Below are 26,955 nucleotides of genomic sequence, written 5' to 3'. Positions count from 1 at the left end.
TCGCGCTACTCCAGGAGGCCCTTGATGTAGCCGATGGCGAACAGCCGCCCCATGTCCGTGTACCCAGCCATGGCGTCCTCGCGGTCCTGTTCACCGACCATCCGCGGGACGTGGTCGGGGCGGATCGGCCCGTCGAACCCCGCCTGCATATACGCCTCGATGGCGGCTTTCATGTCCGTCGGTCCCTCGTCGTGCCACGTCTCCACGAACTTCCGCTCGTCGCCCTCGACGTCGCGGAAGTGGACGAAGTGGATCCGGTCGCCGAACTCGCGGATCGCCTCGACGGTGTCGCCGGCCATCGCCGAGAAGTTCCCTTGACAGAACGTGACGCCGTGGCGCTCGCTGTCGTGAAGTGACAGGATCCGGCGGTAGTCCTCAACCGACTGGACGATCCGCGGCACGCCACGAACGGGCGAGGTCGGCGGGTCGTCGGGGTGGAGGGCGAGGTTCACGCCGTACTCCTCGGCGACGGGAACGACCTCGTCGAGGAAGTACTCGAGGTTCTCCCACAGCTCCGCCTCGGTGATGTCCGCGGCCGCGTGGTCCGGGGCCCGCTCCATCCACTCGTGGTCGTAGCCGATCCGCTGGGAATCCCCGCGACCGGGAACCGAGTCGGAGGTCCGGATGACGCCGAGCGGGTTCTCGGTCCACACCCAACAGTAGGTGTCGATACCGAGCCGCCCCATGTTCTCGATCAGCGTTTTCACCGTCTCGATCTCCGCGTCTCGACCGTCTTCCCCGAGAACCGTCTTCTCCATCGGCGGGCGGTCCTCGACGACATCGAGCGAGAACCCGTGGTCCGCGAACCGAGTGACCGTGCGCTGGAGGGTGTCGTACTCCCACCAGTCGTCGACGCCCCAGAAGCGGACGACTGCGGTGTCGAGTCCGAGCTGTTTCGCGATGGTCCACCGCCGGTCGGGGCGCGGCGGAAGCATCACGGTCGGGTCCATGTCGGTGCCACCGGCGGTGTCGCTCCCGCCGGCGATGTCGGTTCCGTCGTCGGTGTCGTGGTTCGTAGTCATGCGGATCGGTGTGTGTCGGGGAGGGTAATCGGCATCGGTTCGTGCTCCGTTCGTCGCCGGCCGGTGACCGTCACGGCTCCCGCGCTTCCGCACGCAGTCGGGTCGACCGGTGCCGCTCGTAGCCCGCACCGAGCGGGTGATAGTCGGGTTCGACGCCAGGCGGATCCGGGGCCACGAGCCCGCCACCGGCGTCGGGGGCGAGCCGCTTCTCGTACCAGACGCCCGCCGGCCCCCGGTACAGGTCGGTCCGAACCGCGAGTCGGCGGGTCCACTCGTCGAGACGCGCCGCCTCGTCGGCGTCGTCGCGGGCGGCCGCGCGCTCCGCCAGCGCCGCGGACGCGCCGATCGCCTCCGCGAGCGCCCAGCCGTACCGGTCGGCGACGATCGGCGTCCCATCCGCCTCGTGGGTGTACACGAAGCCGTTCTCCGTCCACCCGTGATCGACCGCGGCGTCGAACAGCTCGCGCCCGCGTTCGTACCACCCGCCTCGACCACCGGAGGAGCCACCCACCGTCGGCGGGGCCGCCCCGTACCGGTCCAGCAGCGCGAGGAACTTCGCCCACTCCGCGTGGTGGCCCGGCTGGTACCCCGGCGGGCGGAACTGGTGGCGCGGCTCGTCCGCGTTGTACCCGAAGTCGTGGTCCCACCCGTCGGTGTAGTGTTCCCACAACAGGCCGTCCGTCTCGGCCGCGATGTCGACCGTGATCGTCTCTGCGAGGTGACGGGCGCGGTCGAGGTAACTCTCCTCACCGGTCGCCTCGTACGCCGCGAGGTACGCCTCACAGGCGTGCATGTTCGCGTTCTGGCCGCGGTACGCCTCCTGTTCTGTCCAGTCCGGACCACAGTCGCTCCTGAGCATCCCGGCGTCGTCGCGGAACCGCTCCTCGATCAGCGCGTGGGTCCGCTCCAAGTCGGCTGCGGCCCCTTCGATCCCGGCGTCCGCCGCGCGGGCGTACGCGAGGAGGACGAACGCGTGACCGTACGCCGACCGAGTCCGGTCGACCGGGTCGCCGTCGGCGTCGACGACGAGATGATAGCCCCCGTCCGCTCCTCGGTGGGCCTCTCGGAGGAACCGGAGGCCGTGCTCGGCGGCGTCGACACACCACTCCGGGCCGTCGGCGAGCACCCCGACCGCGAAGTTCGCAACGGACCGACTGGTGGCGACGAGGTGACGCCGGTCGTCGGTGTAGTGGTTCCCGGTTCGGGGGTGCAGGAGTCGGTATCCGGCGTCGGCGATCACGTCCGGGTACTGCACCCGGAGCGTCGCGAGGACGCCGGCTCTGGTGGTTTCGGATCGATCCCGCAGCGCGTCGGTGTCGGCGGCGCGCCCGTCATCCGGCGCGCCGTCGGCGCGTGTGTGCTGGTTCGGTGGCATTAATCCGTTATTCATTGTCATCGCATGGGCTACGTCGTTCTGACGGTTTTCAGGTCGTTGCCTTGGAGATGAGTCTCAAGTACATCCCGATAAAAAGAAGCGTACAATGACGAGTGACGACCACAGAGAAGCTGGACAGACCGAGTACAACGACGCTGAACGCGTCGCCGACACCCGAGCACACACCGGTGAAGGGCCGCTGTGGCATCCCGAAGAGGAGCAACTGTACTGGGTCGACATCCCGGCAGGTCGGTTGTACGCCTACGACCCGGTCACCGACGAGAACACGGTCGTCTATGAGACGAACGGTGCGCCGATCGGTGGATACACGATCGAGGCCGACGGCGCGCTCGCGCTGTTCACCCACGGGCGGATCGAGCGGTTCGTTCCCGGGACGGCGGGGACGGAAGTCGTCCACGAGATCGACGCCGACACCCGGTTCAACGACGTGATCGCCGACCCTGAGGGGCGGGTATTCGCGGGAACGATGCCAGGGCCCGACGCGCTCGGCGAGCTGTACCGGATCGATCCCGACGGCTCGACACGAGTCGTCGTCGACGGACTCGATATCCCGAACGGGATGGGGTTCTCCCGCGACCGCGGAACGTTCTATCTCACCGAATCGGAGGCACGGGCGATCTACGCGTTCGAGTATGACCGGGCGACCGGACGGATATCCGACCGCCGCACGTTCCGTGAAACTCCCGAAGGCGACGGCGTCCCGGACGGCTTGACCGTCGACGACGAGGACCACGTCTGGTCGGCGCGCTGGAACGGGGATCGGGTCGCCCGATACACGCCGGCTGGCGAACCGGTCGAGGCCGTTGAGCTCCCGGCGCGGAAGGTCGCATCCGTCACGTTCGGCGGTCCCGACGCCGCCGACCTCTACTGTACGACCGCGCTGACTGACGGCGACCGTGAGGTCGAGGGCGACGGCGCGGGCGCGCTGTTTCGGATCCCCCACGTCGGCGGCGGCGTGCCGGAGTTCCGATCACGGATCGCCTGAGCGCTGGGCACCCACCCGCGAGTGACCGAGCCTCGCGAACGACGGGTCCCCGCGACGGAACCCGGCGATTTATTCGTGGGCCGGCCGGAGCGCGAGCATGCTGATCACGCTGGAGGGGCTGGACGGGAGCGGCAAGACGACGGTCTGGGAGGCGCTTCACGACGTCTATCCCGACGCGGTGTTCACCCGCGAGCCGACGGACAGCTGGTACGGTGACGCCGTCTACCGCTCTATCGGCGACGAGGACGCCGACCCGCTCGCCGAGCTCTTCCTGTACACCGCCGACCACGCGGACCACCTCGCCAACACCGTGCGTCCCGCGCTGCACGACGGGGAGCTCGTCGTCTCCGACCGCTACTCCGACTCGCGGTTCGCCTATCAGGCCGCGAGCCTGGCGGCGAGCGATATCGACATCGCACGCCCCATGGAGTACATCCGGGGGGTTCACAGCGCCTTCTCGCGGCCGCCGGATGCGACGATCTACCTCGACCTGGACGCACGGACGGCGGCCGAGCGGTCCGGCCGAACCGACAAGTACGAGCGGGACGGCTACCTCTCCGCGGTCCGCGAGAACTACGAACGGCTCGTCGAAGCCGAACCCGAGCGGTTCGTCCGTGTTGACGCCACCCGCTCTCCGGAGGAAGTGATCGAGGCGGTCGAGGGTGCGTTCGCGGACATACTCGACGGGACCGAGCACGACGCACGGGAGTAACGGGATCGTCAGGGGTCCTCAGAGGTGTCGATGGCGGCCACGCGTACGATCAGCGGTCGCGTCTGCCGAGTTCGATCGCCGCATATCCGAAGTAGTCGCCGCATGTACGAAGTAGTCACCGCGTATCCGAACTAGTCGCCGCGTGTCCGGGGGGATCACCGTGTGTCCGGAGGGATCACCGCGTGTCCGGCAGCTCGTACTCGTCGGGCGGCTCGATGTAGAGGTAATCGATCGCAGCGCCGAGGACCGCCGGAAGCACCACGAGAAGGAGGATCACGACGGTTGGGCTCCGGAGGTCGATCCCGGCTCCGACGCCGAAAAACCCCGCAAACAGCAGGGTTGACACGAGGAGCAATGTCGGCGTCAGGATCACCGTGTACAGGACCCATCCCCAAGACGTCGACAGCCGGAGTCGGAAAAAGCGCGTCGTCACGCCGGCCAGAAACGTGTGAAACGCCACCAGCGCGAGGACGAGCGCGAAGCCGAACAGCGCGATCATCGCAGCGAACCACCTACCCGACTCGCGGCCCCGTCCGCCGGTCGCTCGTGCCGCCACGCTCCGGTTCCCGCGGCCATCAGAACGCCCCGCCCTCGGCGTCCCCACCTTGGCGTCTCGCGGACGAAATCAGCCCCGAGACCGGTTCAGTGTACTCGTATCCGGGAATAATACCCTGCACGTACGTTCCCTCGACGAAATCGATCAACGCGCCGGCGTCATCCACGCCACGGCGCTCGTTGCTGTCGGTCAGTTCGAAGCGAACGACGACCTCGTCGTCCGCGCGTCCGACATCAGGGTCGAACGCGTGGTCTCCCCGCGTGACGCCGCCCACGTCGACGACCCGTCGTTCGAACGTCTCCAACCAGCCGGTTTCGACGACGTCCGCCACGTCGTCCGTCGTTACGGCCGACAGCGTCGGTACACGAACGCTGACGGAGAACCGGAGCCGACCGTCCTCGGCGGACGCGACCGTCACCGTCCCATCGAACGCGGTCGTCTCCGAGCTCCACACCGCCGCACTCGGCTCCTCGTCGTCCGTCGCTGCTCCCGAATCCTCCTTGCCGTCCCCATCCGTCTCCCTGTCCCCGTCCGTCTCCCCATCCCCGTCCGTCTCCTCGTCCTCATCCGTCTTCCCCTGCGTTACGCCTGCGGCAGCGGGTTCGAAGGACCCGTGACCGCTGAAAGCGCGGCGAACACGCCCGGGAACAGCGGGGGTGTTTTCGGTGTCTCGCTCGAGGTCGCTCATACCGATAGTTGGGTCCGCGGACTCAAAAACGCGCCGGGAGTTCGGTCCGGAGCCCTGCACCGGCGGCGATCGTCACCGGTAGTGGCACGCGGCTCCGGTACTGGTGTTCCTTTGTACCCTGGCCGGTGATCGGTGGTATGGCAGACCGATTTCACTCCACGGAGGGACTGATCGACGCGCTCGCCGACGCGTCGTTCGACCGCCCGCCCGCGCTCGTCAGCAACGCGCACGTGACGGGACTCGGGGTCGCCCGCGCGCTCGACGCCCACGACGTGCCGGTGATCGCGCTCGACCGTCCCGCCGACGAGCCCGGTGGAACGGCGACGGACAACGGTACCGCCGTCCGCCACGACGGGCTGGCTCCACCGTCCGACGCCGTCGATTTCGCCGGTGCGGTCACCTACCCCCTCGACGACCTCGACGGCTTTCGCACGGACGTGGAAGCGATCGTCGACGCCGCGGGAACTGAGGCGGTCGCGTTCGGCTGTATGGACGAGTGGGCGCTCGCGTACGCCGAGGCCGACCCGGACGGGGTCCGACTCCCCTACGCGGGGATCGACACCGTCGACGACGTGTTGAACAAGTCGCGGCTGTACGCGACCTGCGAGGAGCTGGGTGTGCCGTACCCCGAGACGTATCGTCTCGGCGGCGGCGACGGCCCGCGCTCGGTTGACGAGTCGGCGCTCGCCGACGCCGCCGACGCGCTCGGGTTCCCGCTCGTGGTGAAGCCCGCGCGGAAACGCGAGTTCGAGGAGGCGTTCGGAACGAACGTGCTCGAGGCCGCGGACCGCGAGGCGCTTGAGGAGACCGTCGTGGCCGCGGCCGCTGAGGGCGTCGAAGTGATGGCGCAAAAGCGCGTCGACGTCGCGACCGGCGAGGACCGTTCGCTGGCGTCGTACGTCCCGCCGTCGGGAGTGGACGACGCGCTCGCGGTGGTCGGCAACGCCGTCGTCCGGCACCCGCTCCAGTTCGGCACGTCGTGTCTGGTCGAGACCGTCGTCGACCCGGAGATCGAGGCGCGAGCACTTGGCGTCCTCGACGACGCGGGCTACTACGGGATCAGCGAGGCGGAGTTCGTCTACGATCGCGAGCGCGAGGAGTACTTGCTGCTCGACGTTAACACCCGCCCCTGGAAGTGGATCTCGCTGCCGGTCGCGGCCGGCGCGAACCTCCCGATGGCCGCGTACGCCGCGGTCACCGACGTCGAGTACGAGTCGCCGGGGATCGACCCCACACGCTGGGTGTACCTCCGCGATTATCTGGCCGGGCTCTCGGGCGGGAAGGTCGGAGACGCGCTCGGTGCCGATGACTGGCGGGCGCTCGTCTCCGGCGAGTTCGAGGCGAACGGGTCGCTCACCACCGGCGTGTACCGTCCGTCCGACCCGGCACCGGCCACGAAGCTGTTCGAAACGGAGTTCGACGACCGGGAGTACTACTGCGCCTGCTGAACGCCGGCGGCGGGCCGATTCGGCGACTCACCCAGTTCGGGCCACGAGCCGGAATAAGCATCATTTGCTGGTAAATCTTATATACACACCCGGATACCGGGCGGTATGACTTCGGTGGTTACGTGATCCCAGAGTTCCTCCGTCCCGTGATCGCGAATCCCTACGGCGTGACGCTTCTCGTGCTCGGTGCGTCCCTCGTCGGTGGCGCGGTGATGAACTTCGTCGTTATCCGGTATCTCCGGAGATACACGGACCGAACGGCGACGGATTACGACTCCATCGTCGTCGACAATCTCCACATCCCGCTGGTCACGACCGTCTCGTTGATCGGCTTCTCGGTACTCGCCAGTATCCCGTCGGTGACGGAGAACACGTTTCTGACGGCCGAACAGGTGTCGACGTTCGTCGGCCGTCCGGCGATCACCGTCATCGTCGTGGTGTGGGGGTTTTACCTCAACCGCGTCGTCAATCGCTTGGTCAAGAAGATCAACGAGGAGGGGAAGGCCTCCGACGCCCGCGGTCGCGCCTATGAGTTCGCGCCGGTGTTCTCGAACATCTGGTCGCTCGTCGTGATCACCGGGACGGTCGCGGCTGTCCTCGTGTTGTGGAACTACGACATCTCCCCGATCCTCGGCGCGGCGGGTATCGCGGGTATCGCCCTCGGTATCGCGGCAAAGGAGAGCGTCGGCAACTTCCTCGGCGGTCTCGCGCTGTACGTCGACGACACGTACACCATCGGCGACTACCTGGAGATCGACACCGGCGAGGCGGGAACGGTCGTTGCGGTCGGGATCCGGTCGACGACGCTGCGGACCCGGGACAACATCGACATCACGCTTCCCAACTCGATGCTCAACGAGGAGCGGGTCGTCAATCTCTCGGAGCCGCGTGGGCAGACCCGGCTCAAGATCGACATCGGCGTCGCGTACGGGTCCGACATCGACCTCGTCGAGGAGGTCCTCGTCGGTGTCGCCCTCGACGAGGAAACGGTGCCGAACAACCCGGAACCGAAGGCACGGTTCGTCTCGTTCGGCGACTCAGCACTGGCGTATCGCCTCGTTTGCTGGGTCGAGCGTCCGGAGCACAGGGGGCGGGTCAGACACCGGCTCAACCGCGAGATCTACACGCGGTTCATGGACCACGGGATCGAGATCCCGTACAACACGCACGACGTGAACGTGTACCAACGGAGCGAGAGCGACGGCGGCGACGAGTCCGTGAACGGTGATCGGGCGGTCCAGTCAGGGGTGGGGGACGCCGAAGGCGACCCCGGACGGGGCGGTCAGATCGACTCCACCTAAGGCGACCGGGGTTCGCAAGGAGATGGCGGCCCCGTTCGATTCTCCCCGGCGCTCGAACCGGCAACACACTCCCCCCGGTCGAACGGTTATATATCGGGGACCACATCCGTGTGATATGTACGCACTCGTCAATGCCGTCGTGCACACGGCGACCGATCGCGGAACCGTCGAGGGGGCCGTCGTCGTCGACGGCGGGAAGATAGCGGCTGTCGGCGACGTCGAGGTGCCGGACGACGCGACCGTGATCGACGTCGACGGTGACCACGTCACGCCCGGGCTCGTCGACGCGCACAGCCACGCGGGGGTCGCCGAGTGGGGCGAGCCCGAGGACGCCGACATCAACGAGGGGACCGATGCCGTGACGCCACACGTCAACGCGCTCGACGGGTTCCACCCGCGCGACGAGGAGCTGAAACGCGCGTTTCAGAACGGGGTCACGTCCGTCTCCGCGCGGATGGGGTCGGGGAACGTGATCGGCGGCGTCATCTGCTCGATGAAGACGTACGGAAAAACGGCCGACGGGATGCTGATCCGGGAGGACGGGATGAAGGCGGCGATGGGCGAGAATCCCAAGCGGTTCCACGGAGAGCGTGAGGGTCGGCAGCCCTCGACTCGACCCGGCGTCGCCGCCACCCTCCGGGAGACGCTGATGGCGGCCGAGGACTACGTCGACCGGCGGGAGCACGCCCGCAACGAGGGGGAGCCGTTCGAGCGGGACCTCGGGATGGAGAACCTCGCGCGGGTGCTCACGGAGGGGCTCCCGCTCCGCGTCCACGCGCATCGCGCCGACGACATCATGACGGTGTTCCGGATCGCCGAGGAGTTCGGGATCGACGCGCTGTCGATCGAACACGCCACGGAGGGGCACCTGATCGCCGAGGAGTTCGCCAAGCGGGACGTCCCCGCCGTCGTCGGGCCGTCGCTGTACTCCGGCGCGAAACACGAGCTGCGAAACATCACGTTCGAAACGCCGGGAGTCCTCAACGAGGCGGGCGTGAAGGTGGCGATCCAGACGGACGCCCCGGTGTTGCCCCAACAACACCTCGACGTCTGCGTCGGACTCGCGGTCCGGGAAGGGTTCCCCGCCGACGAGGCGCTGGAGGCGGTCACCCGATATCCCGCGGAGATCCTCGGGATCGAGGATCGCGTCGGGACGATCGAACCGGGAACCGACGCCGACCTCGCGGTCTGGGACGGGGTGTTCCACGAGAACGGAACGCGGACGACGCACGTGTTCGTCGACGGCGAGCACGTCTTCGACCGCGCGAACGACGCTGTCGATCCTCGTGAGGCGTTCGACTGGTAAGCTGTACGCCGCCGCCCCGGAACCGATCGACTAGGTGACTACTCGACGACCTCGACGAGACCGTACATCCCCTGCGTCTGGTGGGGTGTACAGACGTACTCGTACTCGCCCGGCTCCTCGAACGTGTGCTCGAACGTGTGGCCGGCCTCCTCGGCGAGGTCGGAAGCGAACCGTTCGTCCTCGACGGCGACCACGTCGTGACCACCACCTCGACCGGTCCACTCCCAGACCACCGTCGTCCCGACGTCGATCACGACGTGTGCGGGATCGTACGAGAGGCCGTTGCCCGCGCCGACCGCCACGTGGACTTCGTTCTCGCCGGTTCGCCCCACGGGGTCGCCGAACTCCCGCCCGCCGCCGTCCAACGCCGAACAGCCGGCGAGCGCTAACAACGAGACGGTTCCGACGGACGCGACGACCTCCCGACGACTGCGGTTGACCATGCATCCAATCGGACGGGACGGACGTGGTAAAACGTCTCGCCGGCTCCCGAGCGATGGGAACGAGTTTTTCAACGGTCACCGCTCATAGCCACGTATGAGCGAATGGACCGACGCGATCGTCGGCGAGCGGATGACCGTCGACAATCGTTTCAACGAGCGCGTGGCCGCCTCCCGGTTCTCCAGCCAGGAGTGGGGGTTGATCATGACCGCCACGGAGTTCGAGATCGAGAGCTCCGAGGACCCGGAGGCGGCCCGGATCGTCGCCGACACGTCGAACCTCCCGGCGATCATGCCCGAGCTGCAGAACGTCCGAGACCAGGTGTCGGCGATGGGCGGCGCGCCCGGCGGAGGCGGTAGCACTGGCGGGAGCGGCGGATCCGGCGGGGTGCTCGACTCGATCAAGGGGGCGCTCGGTTTCGGCGGCGGGGGTGGAGGCGGCGGCCCGAGCGACGAGGAGATCGAAGCGGCCGAGCAGCTGGTTCAGGAGTACGCCGACGAGCTACAGGCGCATCTGGAGGACGTCGGCAAGTGGGAGCAGGTACGGATCGCGTATCAGGAGTGAGCAGGGTCGCTGGCGAGGGGTGAAGAGAGGAGTATCGTCCCGCTCACTCCATGTCGCTGCCGCGGAACAGCGCTAGCTCGCCCGCCTCGTAGATGTTGATCAGCTCGTTCACGAGCTCGTCGTACTCCTCGTCGTCGACCCGAAGCGCGTCGAGCCGCTCGATCGTCTCCTCGTCGAGGTGGATCTGGGGCATACGTGGACAGTCGGTCACCAGCGTTGAAAAACAGGGGGATCGACCCGAGATCACGGGAAACGGCCGACGGAAATCCGTAGTCACTCCTCGCTGACGATCGGGAAGCCGGCCGGGTCGGCTATCTCCGACGCTTCGGATCGAGCCTCGATCGCCCGTCTCGCCCGTCGTTCGATGTCTGCCTCGGTGAGCTGGTCGTTCTGAAAGAGGATCTCGCCGTTGAAATCAATGATCGAATCCGGTTCACTGATCGATTTGAGTATCTCGTTCGTCGAAATATCGACGACATCGTGGCGTGAGGTTCCGATTAATTCTCTCTTGAGGCACTCCCACATCATAGAGCTGTGCTCAGCACCGATCGCTATGGCAGCCGTAGATACTGTATGTAGAGAAACGATACCCTCGGATTCACTCGTCGAGCGGATCTGCACGACCCGTTTCGCTTGTGTGTTCGTAGTACGGACAACTTCACGACCCGGTTTCCCCGCCATCCGAACGTCCGCGACCGACGGGAGTCGGGCGAGCGCGACGCTCGCCGCGAGCGGAGCCCCACTTGCGAGGAGGCCGGTGAGGGTACGGATCCGGTCGGGATCAAGCGTGCCGTCGACGGCGAGCGCGCCGACCGCACCGCTCTCGACCGCGCTCGCTGCGGGCGTGACGGTCATCGAGCCCTCACAGACCGCTGCAATCGGTCCCCACTCGGCGTCGCCGAAGTCGACGACGCCGCCCGGGCAGGCGACCCGATCCTCGTCGGTCGGCAGGGCGCAGTACAGCAGGTCCACGTCGGGATCGGCGACAATCGCGGCGAGGTCCTCGGCGGTCGGCCGATGGTGTATCTCCACCGACCCTACCCCGTCAGGCAGCGCCGGGCCCGACATGGCTCGACGTATCGCCGCCGCCCGCTCGGCGGCGTCGACGACGAACGCCACGTGAACCTCTCCCTCGGCCGGACGCGGCCGCGACAGGTAGTTCTCGTAGCTGGCACGGCTCAGCACCGCGGTGCCGGCCGGGAGGGGTTCCGCGTCCGGGCTCGGGACCTCGTCGACGTGGAGGTACGGCGACGTCGCGAGCGCAAGCGGCCGGAACCGGCTCTGTCCGGCCGGTGAAGACTCGCTCCCTTGTGTTTCATCGAACGCCGATCCGCGGACCCGGATCGGCGCGAGGACGTGTGCGAGGTGGCCCAGCAGCTCCATACCGGCGGGGCCGGGACGAAGGACCGCTTCCGTGGGCCACGCCGGGAGGTACGGCTTGATCGTCGATACGTCCACTTCGAGGTACTCCATCAGGCGCTCGCTCATCGAGTACTCCGCGAGCGTCGGCGGGTAGAAGGGGAGCTCCGGCCCCACCGCCTCGTACTCGTATCGATCGGACGGGACGTACCCTTCCGTGCGGGCGAGCGAGTCGAGGAACAGCGTGACACGGAGCAGCTCCGAGACGCGGTCCTCGAGCGCCGGCCCGTCCGCGGGAAGTCGCTCGACGTACCCCGTATCGAGCCGTATCTCCGGGCCCCCCGGGACGACGTCTGCCCCGAGGTAGTACGCGAGCGGCGCGACGCGATACACGTCGGCGAACGTGGCCGGAACCGCGATCTCGATCCCCGTGTCGGGAGTCGGGAGCCGAGATGGTACGTCGAGCGTCTCGCCCCGTTCGATCCGAGGGGGATACCCCCGGAGCGTTGGCCAGGACCGCTCGGGCGACCACTCGGCTATCGACGACCCCAGCATCGAGACGGCAGTCATCAGCGCCTCGGGGTCGTCAGGGACGGTGATCGTCGCCTCGGGGCGGGTGTGCAGCGACCGCCCGCCGACCGTCACCGTGGTCGGTTCGTCGAACCGGAGTTCGACCGGGCCGTCGCCGACCATCCCGGTCACGTCGACGGCGACGTCCTCGACGCGCACGAGCGCCTTCGTCACGCCAGTGACGTCGAAACAGTACGAGCCGCGTTGGAGAGTGCAGTCTTCGACGAGGGAGCTGACGAACTCCCCGGCTGCGTCCCGGGCTGAGACGGACGAGTACATCGGGATCGACACAGATTCGGCCTCGAAACTGACGGCCCGATCGACGGGGAGCGGGAACAGATCGATGAGCGCCGGCTGGGGGTCGGGCTCGGAGTCTAAATCGAGAACGAGCTGCTCGTTCTCGAGGGCGTCGTGGACGAGAAGCGTCTCCCCGTCGACCGTGAAGCGCACTCGCTCGTCCGCGTCGCCGTCCTGTACGGTCATCACACACGAGACTGCCGCGAGAGTGATGAGGCTGTCGGTCGTTTCTCAACCATGAGAACACCCTCCTCGCCGGAACGGTTTTGCCCGTCCATCCGCCACCGCCGGTATGGACGACCCCGTGGCGGCCGCCCTTCCGGACGCGTTCCCCGATCGAACCGTCGACGAACTCGTCGGTGTCGGTCCGTCTTGGAACGGCAGCAACGAAACCGTCGGCGTCGACTTCGCCGACGGGGGACGGGCGTACCTCAAAGTGGCTATCGAAGGCGACGGCGGTCGGATCGCCAGAGAACGCGCCGTGCTGGAACACGTCTCGTCGAGGGGAACGGTTCCGGTTCCCCCCGTGCTCGCGGCCGACCAGAACGCGTCCGTCCCGTACCTCGCGACCGCTCCCGCGCCGGGAACGGGACTGCTCGACGCGTATGAAACGGCCGACACGGACCGGGTGCGGGAGTCGTTACTCCGCGGCGTCGGCCGAGCGCTCGCGGCGCTTCACGAGGAACGATTCGGCGAGCACGGGGAGGTCATCGGTGGCGGGACGGGAGCCGGGCTCGACCTCGATCCCGACAGCTGGACCGACGTGTTGCTCGCGACGATCGAACGGACTCGCGAGATCGGCACGACCGACCGGCTCGCGACCCATTTCGATGCCGTGATCGACTGTGTCGAGTCGAACCGGGAACGCCTCGACGACGCGCCCCCGGCACTGCTCCACGGGGATGTCGCGAAACCGAACGCGTTCGTCGTCGACGAGGGGAGGAAAGCGGGGCCGGAACGGGATCTCCCTCGGATCGGGCTGCTCGACTGGGAGCTCGCACACGTCGGCGACCCCGCCCGCGACCTGGTTCGGGCGCGTGATCAGCTGTGTAACGACTTCGACAGCGAGGGCCCTCCGCGGTTCGGCGAGGCGGTGTACGACGGGTACCGGGAGCGAAGCGGAGGACTCCCCGACGGGTTCACCGAGCGCGAGCCCGTGTACCGCGTGGTCCGCGTACTCGGACGATCTGGATTTCTGGACCAGTGGGCGACGTACCTCGACACGCCGATAGGCGAGTTGGAAGAGCGGATCGACGCGGAGCTGGAAGAGCGGATCGCGGCGGTGTAGGTGGGCCAGACCGGATCGAGCTGCGGGCGGGTAGGTCGTCTCGGCGGCGGTGGTAGCGGGGGAGCGACTGCCTTGTACCCGCGTCGATTCCCGATGGGACCGTCAGTTCCAGGCGGCGTCGTCCGGGTCGATCAGGCGGTCGCCGGCCGCGAGTTCGTCGATCGCCTCGAGGTCGGCCGGCGGGAGATCGATGTCGAGCGCCGCCAGGTTCTCCGTTACGTGGTCCCTGGTCGATTTCGGGATCGGAACGACGCCGCGTTCGAGCGCCCAAGCGAGCGCGACGACCGCCGGCGAGCTCCCGTTGCGTTCGGCGACGTCAGCGAGGACCTCGTCGTCGAGTAGCTCCCCCCGTCCGAGGGGGGAGTAGCCGACGAGGTGGTGGTCGAACTCCTCGGCCAGCGCCCGGAGCTCTGGCTGTTGGAACCGTGGATGACACTCTACCTGATGGGCCGCGATCGGGGCGTCGAGGATCTCGTCCGCTTCTCGTACCAGCTCGGGCGTGAAGTTCGATATCCCGATGTGGTCGGTCACGCCGGCGTCGCGAAGCGCGTCGAAGGCCGATAGGGTCGATTCGGCGTCGTACGTCCGGATCGGCCAGTGAACGTACAAGAGGTCGACCCGGTCGAGTCCGAGCCGATCGAGGCTCTCGGTGGCCGTCTCGTGTACGTCGTCGGGCGCGAGATTCTCAGGATGGACCTTCGTGGCGACGACCACGTCTTCGCGGTCGATATCGGCCGCGGCGATCCCCCTCCCGACGGCGGCTTCGTTGTCGTACATCTGTGCGGTGTCGACGTGACGATACCCCGCCTCGAGGGCGGTGGTGACCGTCCGAGCACACTCATCCGGATCGTCGAGTCCGGAGGTGCCGAGTCCGAGCCCGATCTCTAGGGGTGGCATGTGAACGCGTTCCGTCCGTGGCCTCAAAAGGGCACGCGAGCCGGAAAACGCGGTGGGACGTCGAGACTTCGATCCGGAAACGCCCGCCGCGTGACGAAACGCCTTTATCAAGCGGCGGAAAGGGTCCGTACTTCCAGTGGTCTCCGTTCCGAACCCGTTCCGGATCGTCATCCTCTATATCGGCTTCGCCCTCGCACGGCTCGGGCTGATCGACCGCCACCGCGTGGTCCGGACGACGGACCTGGCGTGGCCGCGGATAGTCACCGGGATCGCTCGGATGTCGAAAAGCGCCGTCGACGTGGCGATGGTCGGGGTCGCCGTCGGCACCAGCGCGGTCGCGGGTGTCGGGTTCGCCGGGCCCTTCTGGGGGCTCGCGTTCGCCATCGGCGGCGGCGTCGCTGGCGGGACAATCGCGCTCGTCTCACAGCGATACGGCGCGGAGGCGTTCGCCGAGCTCGGCGACGCGGTACGAGCCAGCACGCTACTCGTCATCGTCATCTCGTTGCCGGTGAGCGCGGTGTTCTGGACGTACCCGCACGAGCTCATCTCGCTCATCAGTAGCAACGAACGGGCCATCGATCTCGGGGCGGACTACCTTCGGATCGTCGGGCTCGGCGTTCCCTTCGCCGGGCTCAACCTCGTCGGCAGCCGGGTGCTCGTCGGCTGTGACGACGCCTACACCGCGATGCAGGTACGGGCGGGCGGGGCGGTAGCCAACATCTTCCTGAGTGCCGCGTTCATCTTCGGGATGGACATGGGCGTCGAGGGGGCCGCGTGGGGGACGGTCCTCGCAAACGTCGGCGTCACCGCCGGGTTCGCGGTCGGCCTCGCCCGTGGGAGCCTGTTCGGGTTGGGCGCGTTCCCGGTCGCGATCGACCCGTTCGGCTCGTACCTCAACCCCGGAATGCTCCGAGACCTCGTGAAGATCGGCCTCCCGGTCGGCGCGCGCAACCTCGTGTGGACCGTCGCGGAGTTTCCCATGCTCTCCATCCTCGACATCTTCGGGGAGAACACGGTGGCGGCGTTCGTCATCGCGCGCCGGATCTGGGGGATCATGAACACGCCCGGGTGGGGGTTCGGGCTCGCGTCGTCGAGCCTGGTCGGCCAGGAGCTCGGCGTCAACGACCCCGACGAAGCGGAGGCGTACGCGCGTGACATCATCCGGTTCTCGGTCGGGACGTATCTCGTGAGCGCGGCCCTCATCGCCGTGTTCGCGAGCGACATCGTCGTGCTGTTCGCTGACAGTCCCGATAGTCCCGAAGTTCCGATCGCCGTGAACCTGGTGTACGCCGCCTGCGCTGCGGTCGTCTTCCAGGGGATATCGGGTGGGGCGGCCGGGCCACTCGACGCGGCCGGCGACACGAAAGTGCCGTTCGCGAGCCAGTTCGTCGGCATGTTCCTCGTGTCGATCCCGCTCGCGTACGTCGGCGCGGCCGACGCGACGCCGGCGATAGCGGTTCCGTTCGTCGACCTCACGATCCCGGAGGTCGCACTCCCGGCGATCGGGCTGTGGGGATTGTACCTCGCGTTCGTCGCCGAGACGACGATCCCGGCGACGATCAACTACCTCCGGTTCCGGTCGGGGAAGTGGAAGGCGATCAGCGAGGCGTACCGTCCCGACGCTGCGACCGCGGACGACGATTGAGTTCGGCTTCGGAACCCAGGACGGGCGCGACCGAACCGCGGCTCCGGCAGGTCCGGGAGGCCCGATCGATCCGATCCCGTCCCGATCCCTCGTGGTACGTGATCAGACGTTCTCGTGGATCCTCGGGGTACCGGATCCGTATTCTCCGGAGACCCTACGTATCAGACCAGTCAAACAATCGTCCTGTCAACTACTTTGTCCTTCATCGAATACTTTATGAATAGTTGTAAGGATCACTAGTTGTCCGCATGAATCTCCCAAGCAGGATATTTGCAGTAGGGGGTGCTGGGAAGGCTATTACATACGAGTTGCTGAAAGCCGATTGGGTCCAGGAGGCCGTCCTGCGCCCGCGCCCGAACCCCGAGTCGTTGACAGTTACCGTTATCGACACCGCAGAGGAGGAGGAGAACCGTGACCTCGAACGGATCCAGGAGATCGAACGCCAGATCCAAGAGACGAAAGACCGGCTGCGTGACCAACACACCGGCCGGCCCGGCGAGATAACCATCGAATACCTCCCGCTTACGCGAAACATCCAGCTGCACGACCAGAACGACCTCATCGGTCAGGCGGCGGTGCCGCGGATCGCGGCCGGTGTCGGGATGGACGAGGAGAACTGGTGGCTCCAACCGGAGTTCATCAACGAGAACCTCGATTTCGCGACCGGCGTCGTCCGGAAGCGCGGCCTCGGGAAGGGACTCTACTACAAGGCGTACGCCGAGGACGACGACGTCCGAACGGCGATCGACCTCCCCGGCCGCGGAAAGGTCGCCGTCATCGCTGGGCTCGGTGGCGGCTCCGGGTCGGGCATCTTTATCGACCTCGTCCGACACCTGAAACGCACCCAGCGGACGGCGGAGATCACGCTGTTCGGCGTCCTCCCGAACGACGACGAGGGGGAGGCCGAAACCGCGAACGCACACGCCGCGCTCTCGGAGCTCGAACACCTCAGCCTGCAGGGCGAGGACCTGTTCAAAGACCGGATCCTGATCCCGATCGACCCCACCGGGTTCGGCGGGAAGAAGGCGAACATCCTACAGAGCTCCGACGCCCTGATCGAGTTCGACCGGGCGGCGATCTACCTGATCGCCACGTACTACAACATGATGGACATGGAGGACCCGTTCGCGGACACGCCGTCCTACGCCCCGTTCATCATCGGTATTCCACAGGTGCTCCGATATAACGTCGACGCGATCCAGGATGCCAAGTCGGTCACGAAGGACATCCTCAACGCGAAACAGGACGCGCTCGAAGCGGAGGCCGACATCTACGCCGGCGTGGACCGGTTCCTCTCCCGGGAATGGAGCCCCGATGGAATGAACGGCGAGCTCCACGACTCCGACCGGACCGACCTCGAAACCCGGCTCAACAACGTCAAATCGCTCCTCGATCTCGACCTGTTCACGGAGCTGGACTACGAGTCCGTCTCCATCTACCGAGAGATCGTCTCGGAGGCCGAAGCCGAGGCCGACGACATCGTCGAACGGATCGAGGTGATCGGTGGGTCGATCCGAGCGGGAACCGCCGAGGTGAGCACGGACGGCGAGCAGTTCGTCGACAGCATCGACAAACAGCTCGGCGACGTCATCCGCGACGAGCTGAGCCGACTCGCCCACCGGAAGGACCTCCTCGTCCGGCTCCGCGCCGTCGACGACAATCGAGTGGAGAGCACCATCAGCTACCTCCTCGCGCTGGAGGACGAGGCGATAAACGCCGGGGTCCGACTCAACCAGTTGGAGGCGAAGCTCGACGAGGCGACCGACCGTCGTGACCGGCTCCAGTCCGATCTCGAGGACGCCGAGGCGGAGCTCGAAGAGCAGCGTCGCGCACAGCAGGACGAGGTCGACCGACGGGTCGACGACTGGGAGCGGGCCGTCAGAACGCTGTACGACGAGTACGACGACTGTCGCTCCATCGATGTCGACAACATGGTCGACAGCCTGGAGATGGCCCTCGAAACGTTCGCCAGAGAAGTCGAGAACGCCGAGACGGAAGACCAGCTCGAAGCGATCGACGACAGCGGCGTTCGCGGCGCGCTCTCCACGCTCTCAGAGGAGTTCGATCGGGTCGGGATCAACATCAACGACGTGGAGCGCCGGATCAACGCGTCGCTGGCCGATCTGACCGACGCGAAGAAGTCCTTCCTCCGGATGAACGAGGAGGAGGGAACGCTCGAGTCCATCCTCCCGTGGGACACCTCCGACGAGGAGGAGCGCAAGCAGGCGCAGAAGAACTACCGGATGAAGCGGAACCAACTCGACGACAACGAGGTGTTCGCCATCTCCCGTGCGGGGAGCTCGCTGTCGGTCGAACCGGAGTTCTCCGCTGCAAACCTCGCCCGCACGATCGAGGACGAAGCGGAGGACCGTCGCCGCGATATCCTCGCGGAAACCCGTGCGGAGCTCGACGAGGAGCATTCCCGCGATATCGACGAGCTCGGACGGGAGCTCGAGTCCGGGGCGAGCTTCACCGACCTCGCACGGGCGTTCGAGGAGATGGTGAAAGACGAGGCAGTCGAGACCGATGACATCGAGCGTCGTCGCGACGACCTGGAGGCGGATTTAGAAGAGGCGGAACACAAAGCCGAGCTGTACTCGGGGACGGTCGACCTCTTCGAGGAGCTCAACGGTCCGCGGGACATGTTCATCAGCTCGCAGGACACGTACCGGGACCTGCGGGAGAACTACAACGAGAGCCGCGAGACTACCGTGTCGACCGAGAGCGAGGACTACCACTACGTCAAGACGGTCAAGCCACACGACATCCTCCAGCTCCGTGACGACGCGGACATCGCGGGGAGCAAGCTGTTCGACGACGAGACCGAGCGGCAGCGGCTTCGCGGCTCCTTAGAAGAGCTCGCGAAGAACGCGCACAATCCCAAGTACACCGGCATCCGGAAGCGTCGTATCAGCGGCGACCGCGCCCGGTACAACGATATGAACATCGTCGTCGGCGTGATGAGCCGTGCGATCAACCAGATCGGCGACGTCGCCGACCTCAAACCCGTCTTCCAAGGGGCGTACAATCTCGGGGCGGGCAGCGAGAACTACGCGTCGTTCCCGGTCGAAGCCGGCGGCAGCTGGGATATCGGCCTCGGGATCTTCATCGACGGGATCTTCCTGGACAACCTCCGCGCCGAGGTGGAGGCCGACGGCTACCACACCGGGTATCAGGCACGGGAGGCGGCGGACGACACGGATATCCTCGTTCACCACACCTACGGCCTCGACGAGGGGCACTACGTCCGACGGAACGAGATCCTGAATCTCGAGAACCCGCGAGACATCGAGTTCTTCCTCCGGGACGAAGGTGAGATCCGCGAGGACTTGCTCGAGGAGTACAGCGAAGTGGTCCACTTCACCGACGACTCAACGGACGCTGAGGCGGCCGAGAGCGTCCCCGACGAGGAGGAGTGATCGAGGAATGACGGCAATCGGAGAATTCCTCGAAGAAAACGGCGAGAAAGTGTTTCTCGTCGTCTACTTCGCAGTGATGGTCGCTGTCGCGGGGCCCCTGTTCCTCGCGCTCGGCGAGGCGTGGCAGCAGTCGGATATCTTCGCGCCGCTGATACGCTCGCTCGATCCGCTGTTGTCGGTGGATCTCGAGCAGTTCTCCTCGTTGATGTTCGGGATCTATCTCGGGCTGCTCGCGCTCGTGGCGATCGACCCGAAAAAGCGTGTGCAGGGGCTGCTGCTCACGTTCGGTACGGCTTCCGCGCTCATCGGGTTGCTCTCTATCGGCCTGTTTATTCCGAATATCGACTTCGCAGATAACGTCGTCTGGCTGCTCGGCGGGTTCGTCTTCGGCGGGATCGTCGGCGGCGGGTCCCAGCTGTTGGAGACGCGAACGGCGACGGCGCTGGAGTTCCGTCGCTCCGCGACGCTGTTGTTCTACCTCATCAGCGCGATCGTCGTCGTCGGACTGGTCGAGTACCACGTCAACTTCCCGCAGTTCATCGAGGTGGCCGGCGATGAGGTACAGCTCCTCGTTCCGAACCCCGAGGTGAGCGTCGAATGGGACGGGATCGGCATGAACCTCCTCATGGCCGGCGTGTTCGTCGTGACGCTACGCCGGTTCGTGACGTACGACTCCTCCGAGAGTTTCTTCATACTGGGACCGCAGGGGTCCGGGAAGTCGCTGTTCCTCGTCGGCAAGTACCTCGCGGCGCTCGACGATGCGGTCGGCCGCGAGTCGGACACGCCGTTGAACCCGAGCAGCGACCTGATGGAGCTCGTCGGGGCGCTAGATGCGGCCTCGAAGGACACCGGTTGGAAACTGGACGCGACGGGGCAGACCGACGTGGAAGACCTCCGGTTCCAGTTTATCGACGGCCGGGTGTTCCCGAAGAACATCGAGCTGTCGAGTCTCGACTACGCGGGCGAGTACCTCGAACGGCTACCGAGCGCCTTGATGAGCCCGGACGCGGAAGTCGACAACTCGACACTGAGGCTACTCTCACAGCGGGTCCAAGCGGCGAACACGCTCGTGTTGATCATCGACGTCGAGCGATACCACAACAACGAACCGCTGGAGATCGAGCCGTACTTCGACATCCTCGACGTCGCCTCGAACAAGGACGTACTGTTGGTCGCGACGAAGTGTGATATCCTCGCCGAGGAGTTCCGAGAGCAGCAGGCCCTCGAAGCCCACCAGTACTTCGACGAGTTCCAGGAGTACGTCAACGAGACGCTCGTCGAGAACAACCAGACCGTCCGGACGCTCGTACAGGACACGTCCGGGTCGAAGATCTATCCGGTGTACTACCAGACGACGACCGATGAGAACGGTGAACGCGTCCCGATGCGCGATCGCAACGGGAACGTGATGACCGTTGGATTCGACCAGCTGCTCGACAAAATGGGGTGATCAGGGATGCCATCACTACGCGTATACGACACGAAAGGGAACGAACACTCGCCGAACGGCGGTGGCGGGCGAACGAACGACACGGTGAAGGACCTCTTTTACGACGGGGTCCGCCTCGCGATCGAGACGGGTCGCGAGCGCAAGTTCACGACGTTCTTCCGGGCCCGTGAGACCCGGAACGCGCGGACCGAACAGTTCTACGCCGTGTACACTGCTCGGGACGCAACGATCCGGGAGTTCATGGACGCGCTTCGCGACCGGATCGAGTCGGAGTGGGGGTACACGATAGACGACTCCGCCGACGACATGAGCGTGTTCCGCGCGCTCGACGCCGGGCGGACATCGGTGCCGGGCGACGAACGCGACCGCTCGATCGTGGAGGAGCTGATCGGGTCCCGACAGACGGCGACGGTCGGCGTCCGTGACGCGGAACACGCGCTCGGACTCGTCTCGGAGTTCATGGGCAAGTACGACCGAGCGGCGATCGCCGACTCGCCGGAGTCGAGCGCACTCTCCGGGTTCGACCTCGTTATCGCCCCCGACGGCACGCGGGGGATCGCTCCGATCGGCGACACCGAGAGCCGGTGGGAGTCGACGAAGCAGTCGCTGCGGAGCCAACACATCGATCAGGAGATCGCGTCCATAAACGACTCCGTCCAGACGCTCTCACGCGAGTACAACCTCTCCAGCTCCGAGATCCGGAGTCGGGTGTACCAGCGCGTGCCGGCGTTGAAATCACCGAACACGGGCGGGTCGAAGGCGGATGCTCTCGCGGGTTCTAGCGGTGACGACGGCTTGCTCTCGCCCGCGGTTGGGAAGATGCTGTTCGTCGGCGCGGTCGCGTTGATCGTGTTGGTCGCGGGTGCGTGGGGGGCGGCGTCGCTCGGCCTGATCGGCGGGGACGAGCCGGAAGCCGATCTGACGACCGTCAACGGGACGGTGTACGCGGATGCAGCCGGAGAAGTGCCCGCGGAGGAAATGAGCGTGACGCTCGACCCGCTCGATGACCCGCCTGAAGGCGAAGACGCGGAAGCGCCGGGGAGACAGGAAGCGATGACCGGCGCGGACGGGACGTTCACCGTCGAGAACGTCTCGGCCGGGAACTACTCCGTGTGGGTCGACGATGCGAACGGCCTCGAGTACGACGACGAAGATATCGAAGTCACGGAGAACGAGACCGAGATCGAAGTCACTCCGGACCGCGCGCTTATCAGCGGCGAGGTCGTCGACGCGGAGTCGGGTGAGCCGATCACGACCGACGGCGATGGCGAAGTGAACGCAACCATCGAGCTCGTCGACACGAGCGACGAGAGCGTCGACGCGGCCGAGGGCGGCTCGTACGAGTTCGCGCTCGAAGGCGACGCGATCGACGGCGAGTACGAGATCCGGGCTGACGCCGAGGGGTACGAGCCGGCGAATCTAACCGTCGATCGGTTCGGCGAGCAGGACGCGATCGAACTCGATCCCGTGACGATGTCGCTGTCCGGACAGGTGACGAACAGCTCGGACGGGGAGCCGATCGAGAACGCGAACGTCACCCTCAGCACCGATGCCGGACAGGAGTTCAACGCAACGACCGATGCTGATGGGAACTACGAAACCGAGGCGGAGATCCCGATCGGCGAACACGACGTCGAAGTCGAAGCCGACGGCTACGTTACCGTGACCGAAACGGTCGAGTTCGAGACCGACGACGTGACGCAGGACTTCGAACTCGTTGCGGAGGCGTCAGTTCAAGGGACACTCCGGGAAGAAGGCGACGAGGAAATAACGATAAACGACGCGAGAGTGACAACCAGTCAACAAGACGAAGAAGTCGACCAGATACGGTCGGATGGCGACGGGCAGTATGCGTTTGACTCGCTTCCGCCGGGGGAGTACACGATCCTCGTCGACGATCGGAACGGGTACGCTGACAAGGATGTCACAATAGTGCTGGAAGCAGGTGAGACATTGAGTCGCGATATCGAACTAGAATTCATCGGTTAGACTAGTTGAAATAATAGATATTTACCGATCTGGTTTTCACCGCAGATTATAATTACTACCCCGAATCAGAGGTTATCCGAAACGTCTCACTGAGTGGCCTACTCCACCGACTCGAACATCCGCTCGATCCGTTCGCGCTCGCCGTCGACGCCGGCGGGATACGCGCCGGCCAAGAGGATCACGTCGTCGCCGCGTTCGACGATCGAGAGGTGGAGATACCCCTCCTCCTCGGTGCCGTCATCCAGAACGACGGTGACTCGGTAGACGCTCACCGCCGTCTCCTCGCCGAACACGTCCTGTTCGATCTCCTCGTCGAGAACGGGGTCCTCGACGGTTCCGCTGAACTCCGCGCTGATCTCGCTTCGGGCCTCGTCTATCAGCTCGTCCTCGTCCATGTTGGCGAGGGGACTGAGCTGCTGGCCGGCCGCGGTGACACCCGGTGTGCTCACTACGGCGAACACCGACTCTTCCTGGCCGGTCAGTTCGGAACGGACCTCCCGGAGGTACGCACGGACCTCCGTCTCCGCGGTGAACTCCCGGCGCTGCCCGAACTCCTCGAACTCCTCCTCGATGACGACGGTCTCGTTTCTGACCTCTTCGAACCCCTCCTCCTCGGCGGTCCGTCGGTCCGGTTCCACCGGTTCGGCGGAGCGTTCGATCTCCTCCTCGGTCGCGATCTCTATCGCGTCCGCACAACCGCTGATGGCGACCGTCGCCGCTGCGGCTCCCGCAGCGAGGAACCGACGACGTGTGTTCGTCCTGTCCGTGTCCATACGAGATCGATACCGGTCATATGATATATCAGTTTTCCATTGATTCGTGTCCGCTGTCGGTGTAACGGTGCCGGCTCGATCGACAGAGGCCTGCCGACCGGTTTCTCGACCGTCCACCGCGGCTCAGTCGAAGACTGCCAGCCGGAGCGCCCGAGCGAATCCGCCGACTGAGCCGTGTCGCTCGTCCGGATCCGGATCCAGCGCCCGGAGGATCGGACGGTCGATCGCGGCGGGAACGTCGGCGACGTCACTCGGTTCCGGCGGGCGGTCGTCCGTCGGTGGCTCGCCGGTCGCCGCGTGGTACGCGATCGCCCCAAGCGCGTACGTGTCGGGTTTTCCCCGCCAAAGGGGGTCGTTCGAGCCGGGAAGCTGCTCGGGGGCGGTGTACGGCGACGGGTCGCGGGTCCCCCGGTCCGCGTATGCCGGGATAGCCGACAGGCCCCAGTCGTCGACGACCCCTGAGGGGTCGCTACCGGCGTTCAGCACTCGGACGTGCGACGGGGAGAGGTAGTAGTGCCGGACGGTGTAGCGGCTCGCCTGCGACAGTGCCTCCGCGGCGTCGACCACGGGAGCGAGACGGTCGACGATCGGATCCGGAGGATCCGCGAGGTGCTCCGCGAGCGTCGGAACGCGGTGTGCCGGATCCGTGAGAATCCACGGGACCGGGTCGCTCCCGGTATCGTATACGGTAACGGTCCCGTCGTAGTGGCTGACGCTTCCCCAATCGGTGGCGACCGTCCCGAACCGCTCCCCCGTCTCGTCGTCCCCGTCGGGCAACGCGATGATCCGCCCGTCGTCCCCGCCAGCACGTCCGCTCTCCTCCGCGATCAGGTCGTCCGTAACCGCGTAGACGGCGAGTGGACCGTCCGTCTCGACGGGATTCGCATCGGTCACCGACCCGATGGCCGATACGAACGCTGCGCCCGTGGGGTAGCTCTCGGTCGGGAGGTCGGAGGTGTCGACCGACGATACGGAGCCCGCAGAACCGTCCGATCCCTCCGTTTGGGGACTCTCGTCCGGAGCCGTCGGTGTCGCGGCCGACACCCCGTCTCCGCCTGTCTCCGGCGTTGCGTCCGGTTTCGACGCGGATCCGCGTTCAGGTACTGATCCAGGCTCGGACGCCGACCCACGATCGGACGTGCCTCCGTTCACACCACTCCCCGTCTCGGTTCGACCGGCGTCGTTCGTTCCGGACTCGTCGGTGTCATCGCTCCGGTCCGGCTCCGTCGGTTCTGCCGGCTCCGGCGACTGTGACGACTGCGGCGACTGTGACGGACTGTCACCCACCGTGGGGGTATCGACGTCGGGGCGTGAGGGAGTGGTTTCGACGCCGTCGGACCCCCCGAAGAAGCGGTACGCGGCGAGGGCGGCAACGCCGACCCCACCCGCCGCTCCTACGAGTTCGAGCGTTCCGATCCCTAAGCCGGCACCGGGTGCGGGTGCGGTAGTTCCGGTGACCGAACCGTCCTCGCCGTCGTCGTCCACGGTTCCCGTGTCGCCGCCCACGTCACTCGGATCGCTACCACCGTCATCGTCGTCGACGCGTTCCGTGTCGCCGTCTTCGCTTCCTGTATCGCCGGAGCCGCCGGTCGAACCGTTCGACCCACCTCCGAACGGCACGCCCGCCCAGACGTGGTGGTGGCCGAGCGTGCCGAGTTCGGCGCGTGAACCGACGCCGTGCCCGTCACCGGCGATATCGACGACCGTCGGCGACGAGAACACGTCGTCGTCCGGCTCGTCGAACCGCCAGCGGGGCTCGCCGGTCGTGATATCCACCGCGTGCACCGCTTGGTCGGTAGAGCCGACATAGAGCGTGTCGTCGAACACCGTCGGCGACGAGTTCACCTGATCGCCGAGCGGTGTCGGGTCCCCGACGGCGTCCCCGGTTTCCGAGTCGATCGCGTGCACCTGCCCGTCGACCGAACCGACGTAAACGGTACCGCCGACGACCGTCGGTGATGAAACGACGCCGGCGGGGCCGTCCGCCGTCCATCGCCGTTCACCGGTGTCGGCGTCGAGCGCGTGGAGTCCGGTCCCGAATCCGGCAGTTCCGACGTACACCGTTCCGCCGACCACCGCCGCGGACGAAAAGACGATGTCGCCGAGATCGGTGTCCCACGCCACCGACCCCGATTCGGTGTCGATCGCGTAGACCCGCTCGTCGAACGAGCCGACGTAGAGAGTGCCGTCGACGACGGTCGGCGATGCGATGACCGGGCCCTCGACGACCCGTTCCCAGCGGACCGTCCCATCGACCGGATCGAGCGCGAACACCTCCCCGGCCTCGGAGCCGACGTAAACGCCATCGGCGGTAACCGCCGGCGCGCTGTCGGTGGTCCCGGTGGCACCGTCGAACCGCCAGCGCCGGTCGCCGGTCGTCCGATCGATCGCGAGGAGGTCGCCGGAGCCACTACCGACGTAAAGCGTATCGTCGATCACCGTCGGAGAGGAGACGATCGGTCCCGCTTCCGGGTTGGCCGTCCACGTGATCGTCCCGTCAGCGGCATCGATCGCGTACAGTTGCCCGTCGGCCGATCCGACGTAGACGGTCCCGTCCACCGCAGTCGGGGACGAAGAGACGGCGTCGTCCGGCTCTGTGATCGTCCAGACGGCCTCGCCTCGCTCCGCGTCGATCCCGTAGATCGACCCGTCCTCCGCGCCGACACAGACGAGTCGGTTCCGATCGTGGTCGTCGTCGTGGTCCCCCTCGGCCGTCGCGACGCCGATCGCTCGCGGCCGACCGGCCGCCACCCCCACGGCCGAGAGGGCACCCGCCGTACCGTACAGGACAGAGCGCCGTGGCACGCGGGGGTCCTGATCCGACATGCCCGCCGATAGTCAGACGAAAG

At 66.4% G+C, this 26,955-nt stretch carries 21 protein-coding genes; 11 read left to right on the top strand and 10 right to left on the bottom strand.

Going from position 1 to position 26,955, the window contains the following annotated elements; genetic code table 11:
* Positions 1 to 5: 5 nt before the first annotated feature.
* Complete coding sequence (locus tag ACZ5TV_RS12280; RefSeq protein WP_379782715.1) at positions 6 to 950, bottom strand: mannonate dehydratase; 945 nt, start codon at positions 948 to 950, stop codon at positions 6 to 8.
* Between the two features lie 142 nt (positions 951 to 1,092).
* Positions 1,093 to 2,397 (bottom strand): AGE family epimerase/isomerase, encoded by a 1,305-nt coding sequence (locus ACZ5TV_RS12275; RefSeq protein ID WP_464383889.1) that lies wholly within the window; start codon positions 2,395 to 2,397, stop codon positions 1,093 to 1,095.
* A 106-nt stretch (positions 2,398 to 2,503) separates the two neighbouring features.
* On the opposite strand from ACZ5TV_RS12275, the gene ACZ5TV_RS12270 reads away from it, so the two are divergent.
* Both ACZ5TV_RS12270 and tmk read left to right on the top strand, forming a co-directional pair.
* The gene (locus tag ACZ5TV_RS12270; RefSeq protein WP_379782498.1) at positions 2,504 to 3,403 is read left to right on the top strand and encodes an SMP-30/gluconolactonase/LRE family protein; all 900 of its coding nucleotides are present in this window, start codon (positions 2,504 to 2,506) and stop codon (positions 3,401 to 3,403) included.
* A gap of 97 nt (positions 3,404 to 3,500) precedes the next feature.
* Positions 3,501 to 4,115, top strand: a complete 615-nt coding sequence (gene tmk, locus ACZ5TV_RS12265; RefSeq protein WP_379782500.1) for a dTMP kinase — start codon at positions 3,501 to 3,503, stop codon at positions 4,113 to 4,115.
* Between the two features lie 175 nt (positions 4,116 to 4,290).
* Here the strand turns inward: tmk and ACZ5TV_RS12260 are convergent, their stop codons facing one another.
* Together ACZ5TV_RS12260 and ACZ5TV_RS12255 are read right to left on the bottom strand one after the other, a co-directional pair.
* The gene (locus tag ACZ5TV_RS12260; RefSeq protein WP_379782502.1) at positions 4,291 to 4,614 is read right to left on the bottom strand and encodes a hypothetical protein; all 324 of its coding nucleotides are present in this window, start codon (positions 4,612 to 4,614) and stop codon (positions 4,291 to 4,293) included.
* 76 nt (positions 4,615 to 4,690) lie between these two features.
* On the bottom strand, positions 4,691 to 5,359 hold the full coding sequence (locus ACZ5TV_RS12255) for a DUF5813 family protein (protein WP_379782504.1): 669 nt from the start codon (positions 5,357 to 5,359) through the stop codon (positions 4,691 to 4,693).
* 137 nt (positions 5,360 to 5,496) lie between these two features.
* Between ACZ5TV_RS12255 and ACZ5TV_RS12250 the strand changes: the two genes are divergently transcribed.
* The 3 genes from ACZ5TV_RS12250 to ACZ5TV_RS12240 all read left to right on the top strand — a co-directional run bounded on the left by ACZ5TV_RS12250 (position 5,497) and on the right by ACZ5TV_RS12240 (position 9,414).
* Positions 5,497 to 6,807 carry a carboxylate--amine ligase gene (locus ACZ5TV_RS12250; protein ID WP_464383888.1) on the top strand — a complete coding sequence of 437 codons (1,311 nt, stop codon included), beginning with the start codon at positions 5,497 to 5,499 and terminating at the stop codon, positions 6,805 to 6,807.
* 122 nt (positions 6,808 to 6,929) lie between these two features.
* Complete coding sequence (locus ACZ5TV_RS12245; RefSeq protein ID WP_379782078.1) at positions 6,930 to 8,108, top strand: mechanosensitive ion channel family protein; 1,179 nt, start codon at positions 6,930 to 6,932, stop codon at positions 8,106 to 8,108.
* A 115-nt stretch (positions 8,109 to 8,223) separates the two neighbouring features.
* Positions 8,224 to 9,414 (top strand): amidohydrolase, encoded by a 1,191-nt coding sequence (locus tag ACZ5TV_RS12240; RefSeq protein ID WP_379782081.1) that lies wholly within the window; start codon positions 8,224 to 8,226, stop codon positions 9,412 to 9,414.
* Positions 9,415 to 9,452: 38 nt separating this feature from the next.
* Here the strand turns inward: ACZ5TV_RS12240 and ACZ5TV_RS12235 are convergent, their stop codons facing one another.
* Positions 9,453 to 9,857, bottom strand: a complete 405-nt coding sequence (locus ACZ5TV_RS12235) for a halocyanin domain-containing protein (RefSeq protein ID WP_379782083.1) — start codon at positions 9,855 to 9,857, stop codon at positions 9,453 to 9,455.
* Positions 9,858 to 9,951: 94 nt separating this feature from the next.
* On the opposite strand from ACZ5TV_RS12235, the gene ACZ5TV_RS12230 reads away from it, so the two are divergent.
* Positions 9,952 to 10,419, top strand: coding sequence for a DUF5799 family protein (locus ACZ5TV_RS12230; RefSeq protein WP_379782085.1), 468 nt, complete (start codon positions 9,952 to 9,954; stop codon positions 10,417 to 10,419).
* Between the two features lie 43 nt (positions 10,420 to 10,462).
* Here ACZ5TV_RS12230 and ACZ5TV_RS12225 read toward each other — a convergent pair whose 3' ends face one another.
* Positions 10,463 to 10,612, bottom strand: coding sequence for a DUF7557 family protein (locus ACZ5TV_RS12225; RefSeq protein ID WP_379782087.1), 150 nt, complete (start codon positions 10,610 to 10,612; stop codon positions 10,463 to 10,465).
* 80 nt (positions 10,613 to 10,692) lie between these two features.
* Entirely contained in the window at positions 10,693 to 12,831 is a 2,139-nt protein-coding gene (locus ACZ5TV_RS12220) for a hypothetical protein (protein ID WP_464383887.1), read from the bottom strand.
* 106 nt (positions 12,832 to 12,937) lie between these two features.
* On the opposite strand from ACZ5TV_RS12220, the gene ACZ5TV_RS12215 reads away from it, so the two are divergent.
* On the top strand, positions 12,938 to 13,933 hold the full coding sequence (locus ACZ5TV_RS12215) for a phosphotransferase family protein (RefSeq protein WP_379778696.1): 996 nt from the start codon (positions 12,938 to 12,940) through the stop codon (positions 13,931 to 13,933).
* A 102-nt stretch (positions 13,934 to 14,035) separates the two neighbouring features.
* On the opposite strand, the gene ACZ5TV_RS12210 is transcribed toward ACZ5TV_RS12215, so the two are convergent.
* Positions 14,036 to 14,830, bottom strand: a complete 795-nt coding sequence (locus ACZ5TV_RS12210; RefSeq protein WP_379778698.1) for an aldo/keto reductase — start codon at positions 14,828 to 14,830, stop codon at positions 14,036 to 14,038.
* A gap of 136 nt (positions 14,831 to 14,966) precedes the next feature.
* Here ACZ5TV_RS12210 and ACZ5TV_RS12205 point away from each other — a divergent pair, with 136 nt between their 5' ends.
* The 4 genes from ACZ5TV_RS12205 to ACZ5TV_RS12190 all read left to right on the top strand — a co-directional run bounded on the left by ACZ5TV_RS12205 (position 14,967) and on the right by ACZ5TV_RS12190 (position 23,333).
* A complete protein-coding gene (locus ACZ5TV_RS12205; RefSeq protein ID WP_379778700.1) occupies positions 14,967 to 16,475 on the top strand; it encodes an MATE family efflux transporter in 1,509 nt (502 codons plus the stop codon).
* A gap of 248 nt (positions 16,476 to 16,723) precedes the next feature.
* A complete protein-coding gene (locus tag ACZ5TV_RS12200) occupies positions 16,724 to 19,894 on the top strand; it encodes a tubulin-like doman-containing protein (RefSeq protein WP_379778702.1) in 3,171 nt (1,056 codons plus the stop codon).
* 7 nt (positions 19,895 to 19,901) lie between these two features.
* The gene (locus ACZ5TV_RS12195; RefSeq protein WP_379778704.1) at positions 19,902 to 21,344 is read left to right on the top strand and encodes a hypothetical protein; all 1,443 of its coding nucleotides are present in this window, start codon (positions 19,902 to 19,904) and stop codon (positions 21,342 to 21,344) included.
* A 6-nt stretch (positions 21,345 to 21,350) separates the two neighbouring features.
* Entirely contained in the window at positions 21,351 to 23,333 is a 1,983-nt protein-coding gene (locus ACZ5TV_RS12190; RefSeq protein WP_379778706.1) for an MSCRAMM family protein, read from the top strand.
* 98 nt (positions 23,334 to 23,431) lie between these two features.
* Here ACZ5TV_RS12190 and ACZ5TV_RS12185 read toward each other — a convergent pair whose 3' ends face one another.
* Positions 23,432 to 24,106, bottom strand: coding sequence for a DUF6517 family protein (locus tag ACZ5TV_RS12185; RefSeq protein WP_379778708.1), 675 nt, complete (start codon positions 24,104 to 24,106; stop codon positions 23,432 to 23,434).
* 123 nt (positions 24,107 to 24,229) lie between these two features.
* Positions 24,230 to 26,932: an outer membrane protein assembly factor BamB family protein gene (locus ACZ5TV_RS12180; RefSeq protein ID WP_379778710.1), complete on the bottom strand. Its 2,703-nt coding sequence runs from the start codon at positions 26,930 to 26,932 to the stop codon at positions 24,230 to 24,232.
* Between the last annotated feature and the right edge of the window lie 23 nt (positions 26,933 to 26,955).

The sequence above is a fragment of the Halorubrum tibetense genome (assembly GCF_055396225.1).
Note: the sequence above shows the minus strand (reverse complement) of the source record. Positions and strands in the feature narration are given on the sequence as shown.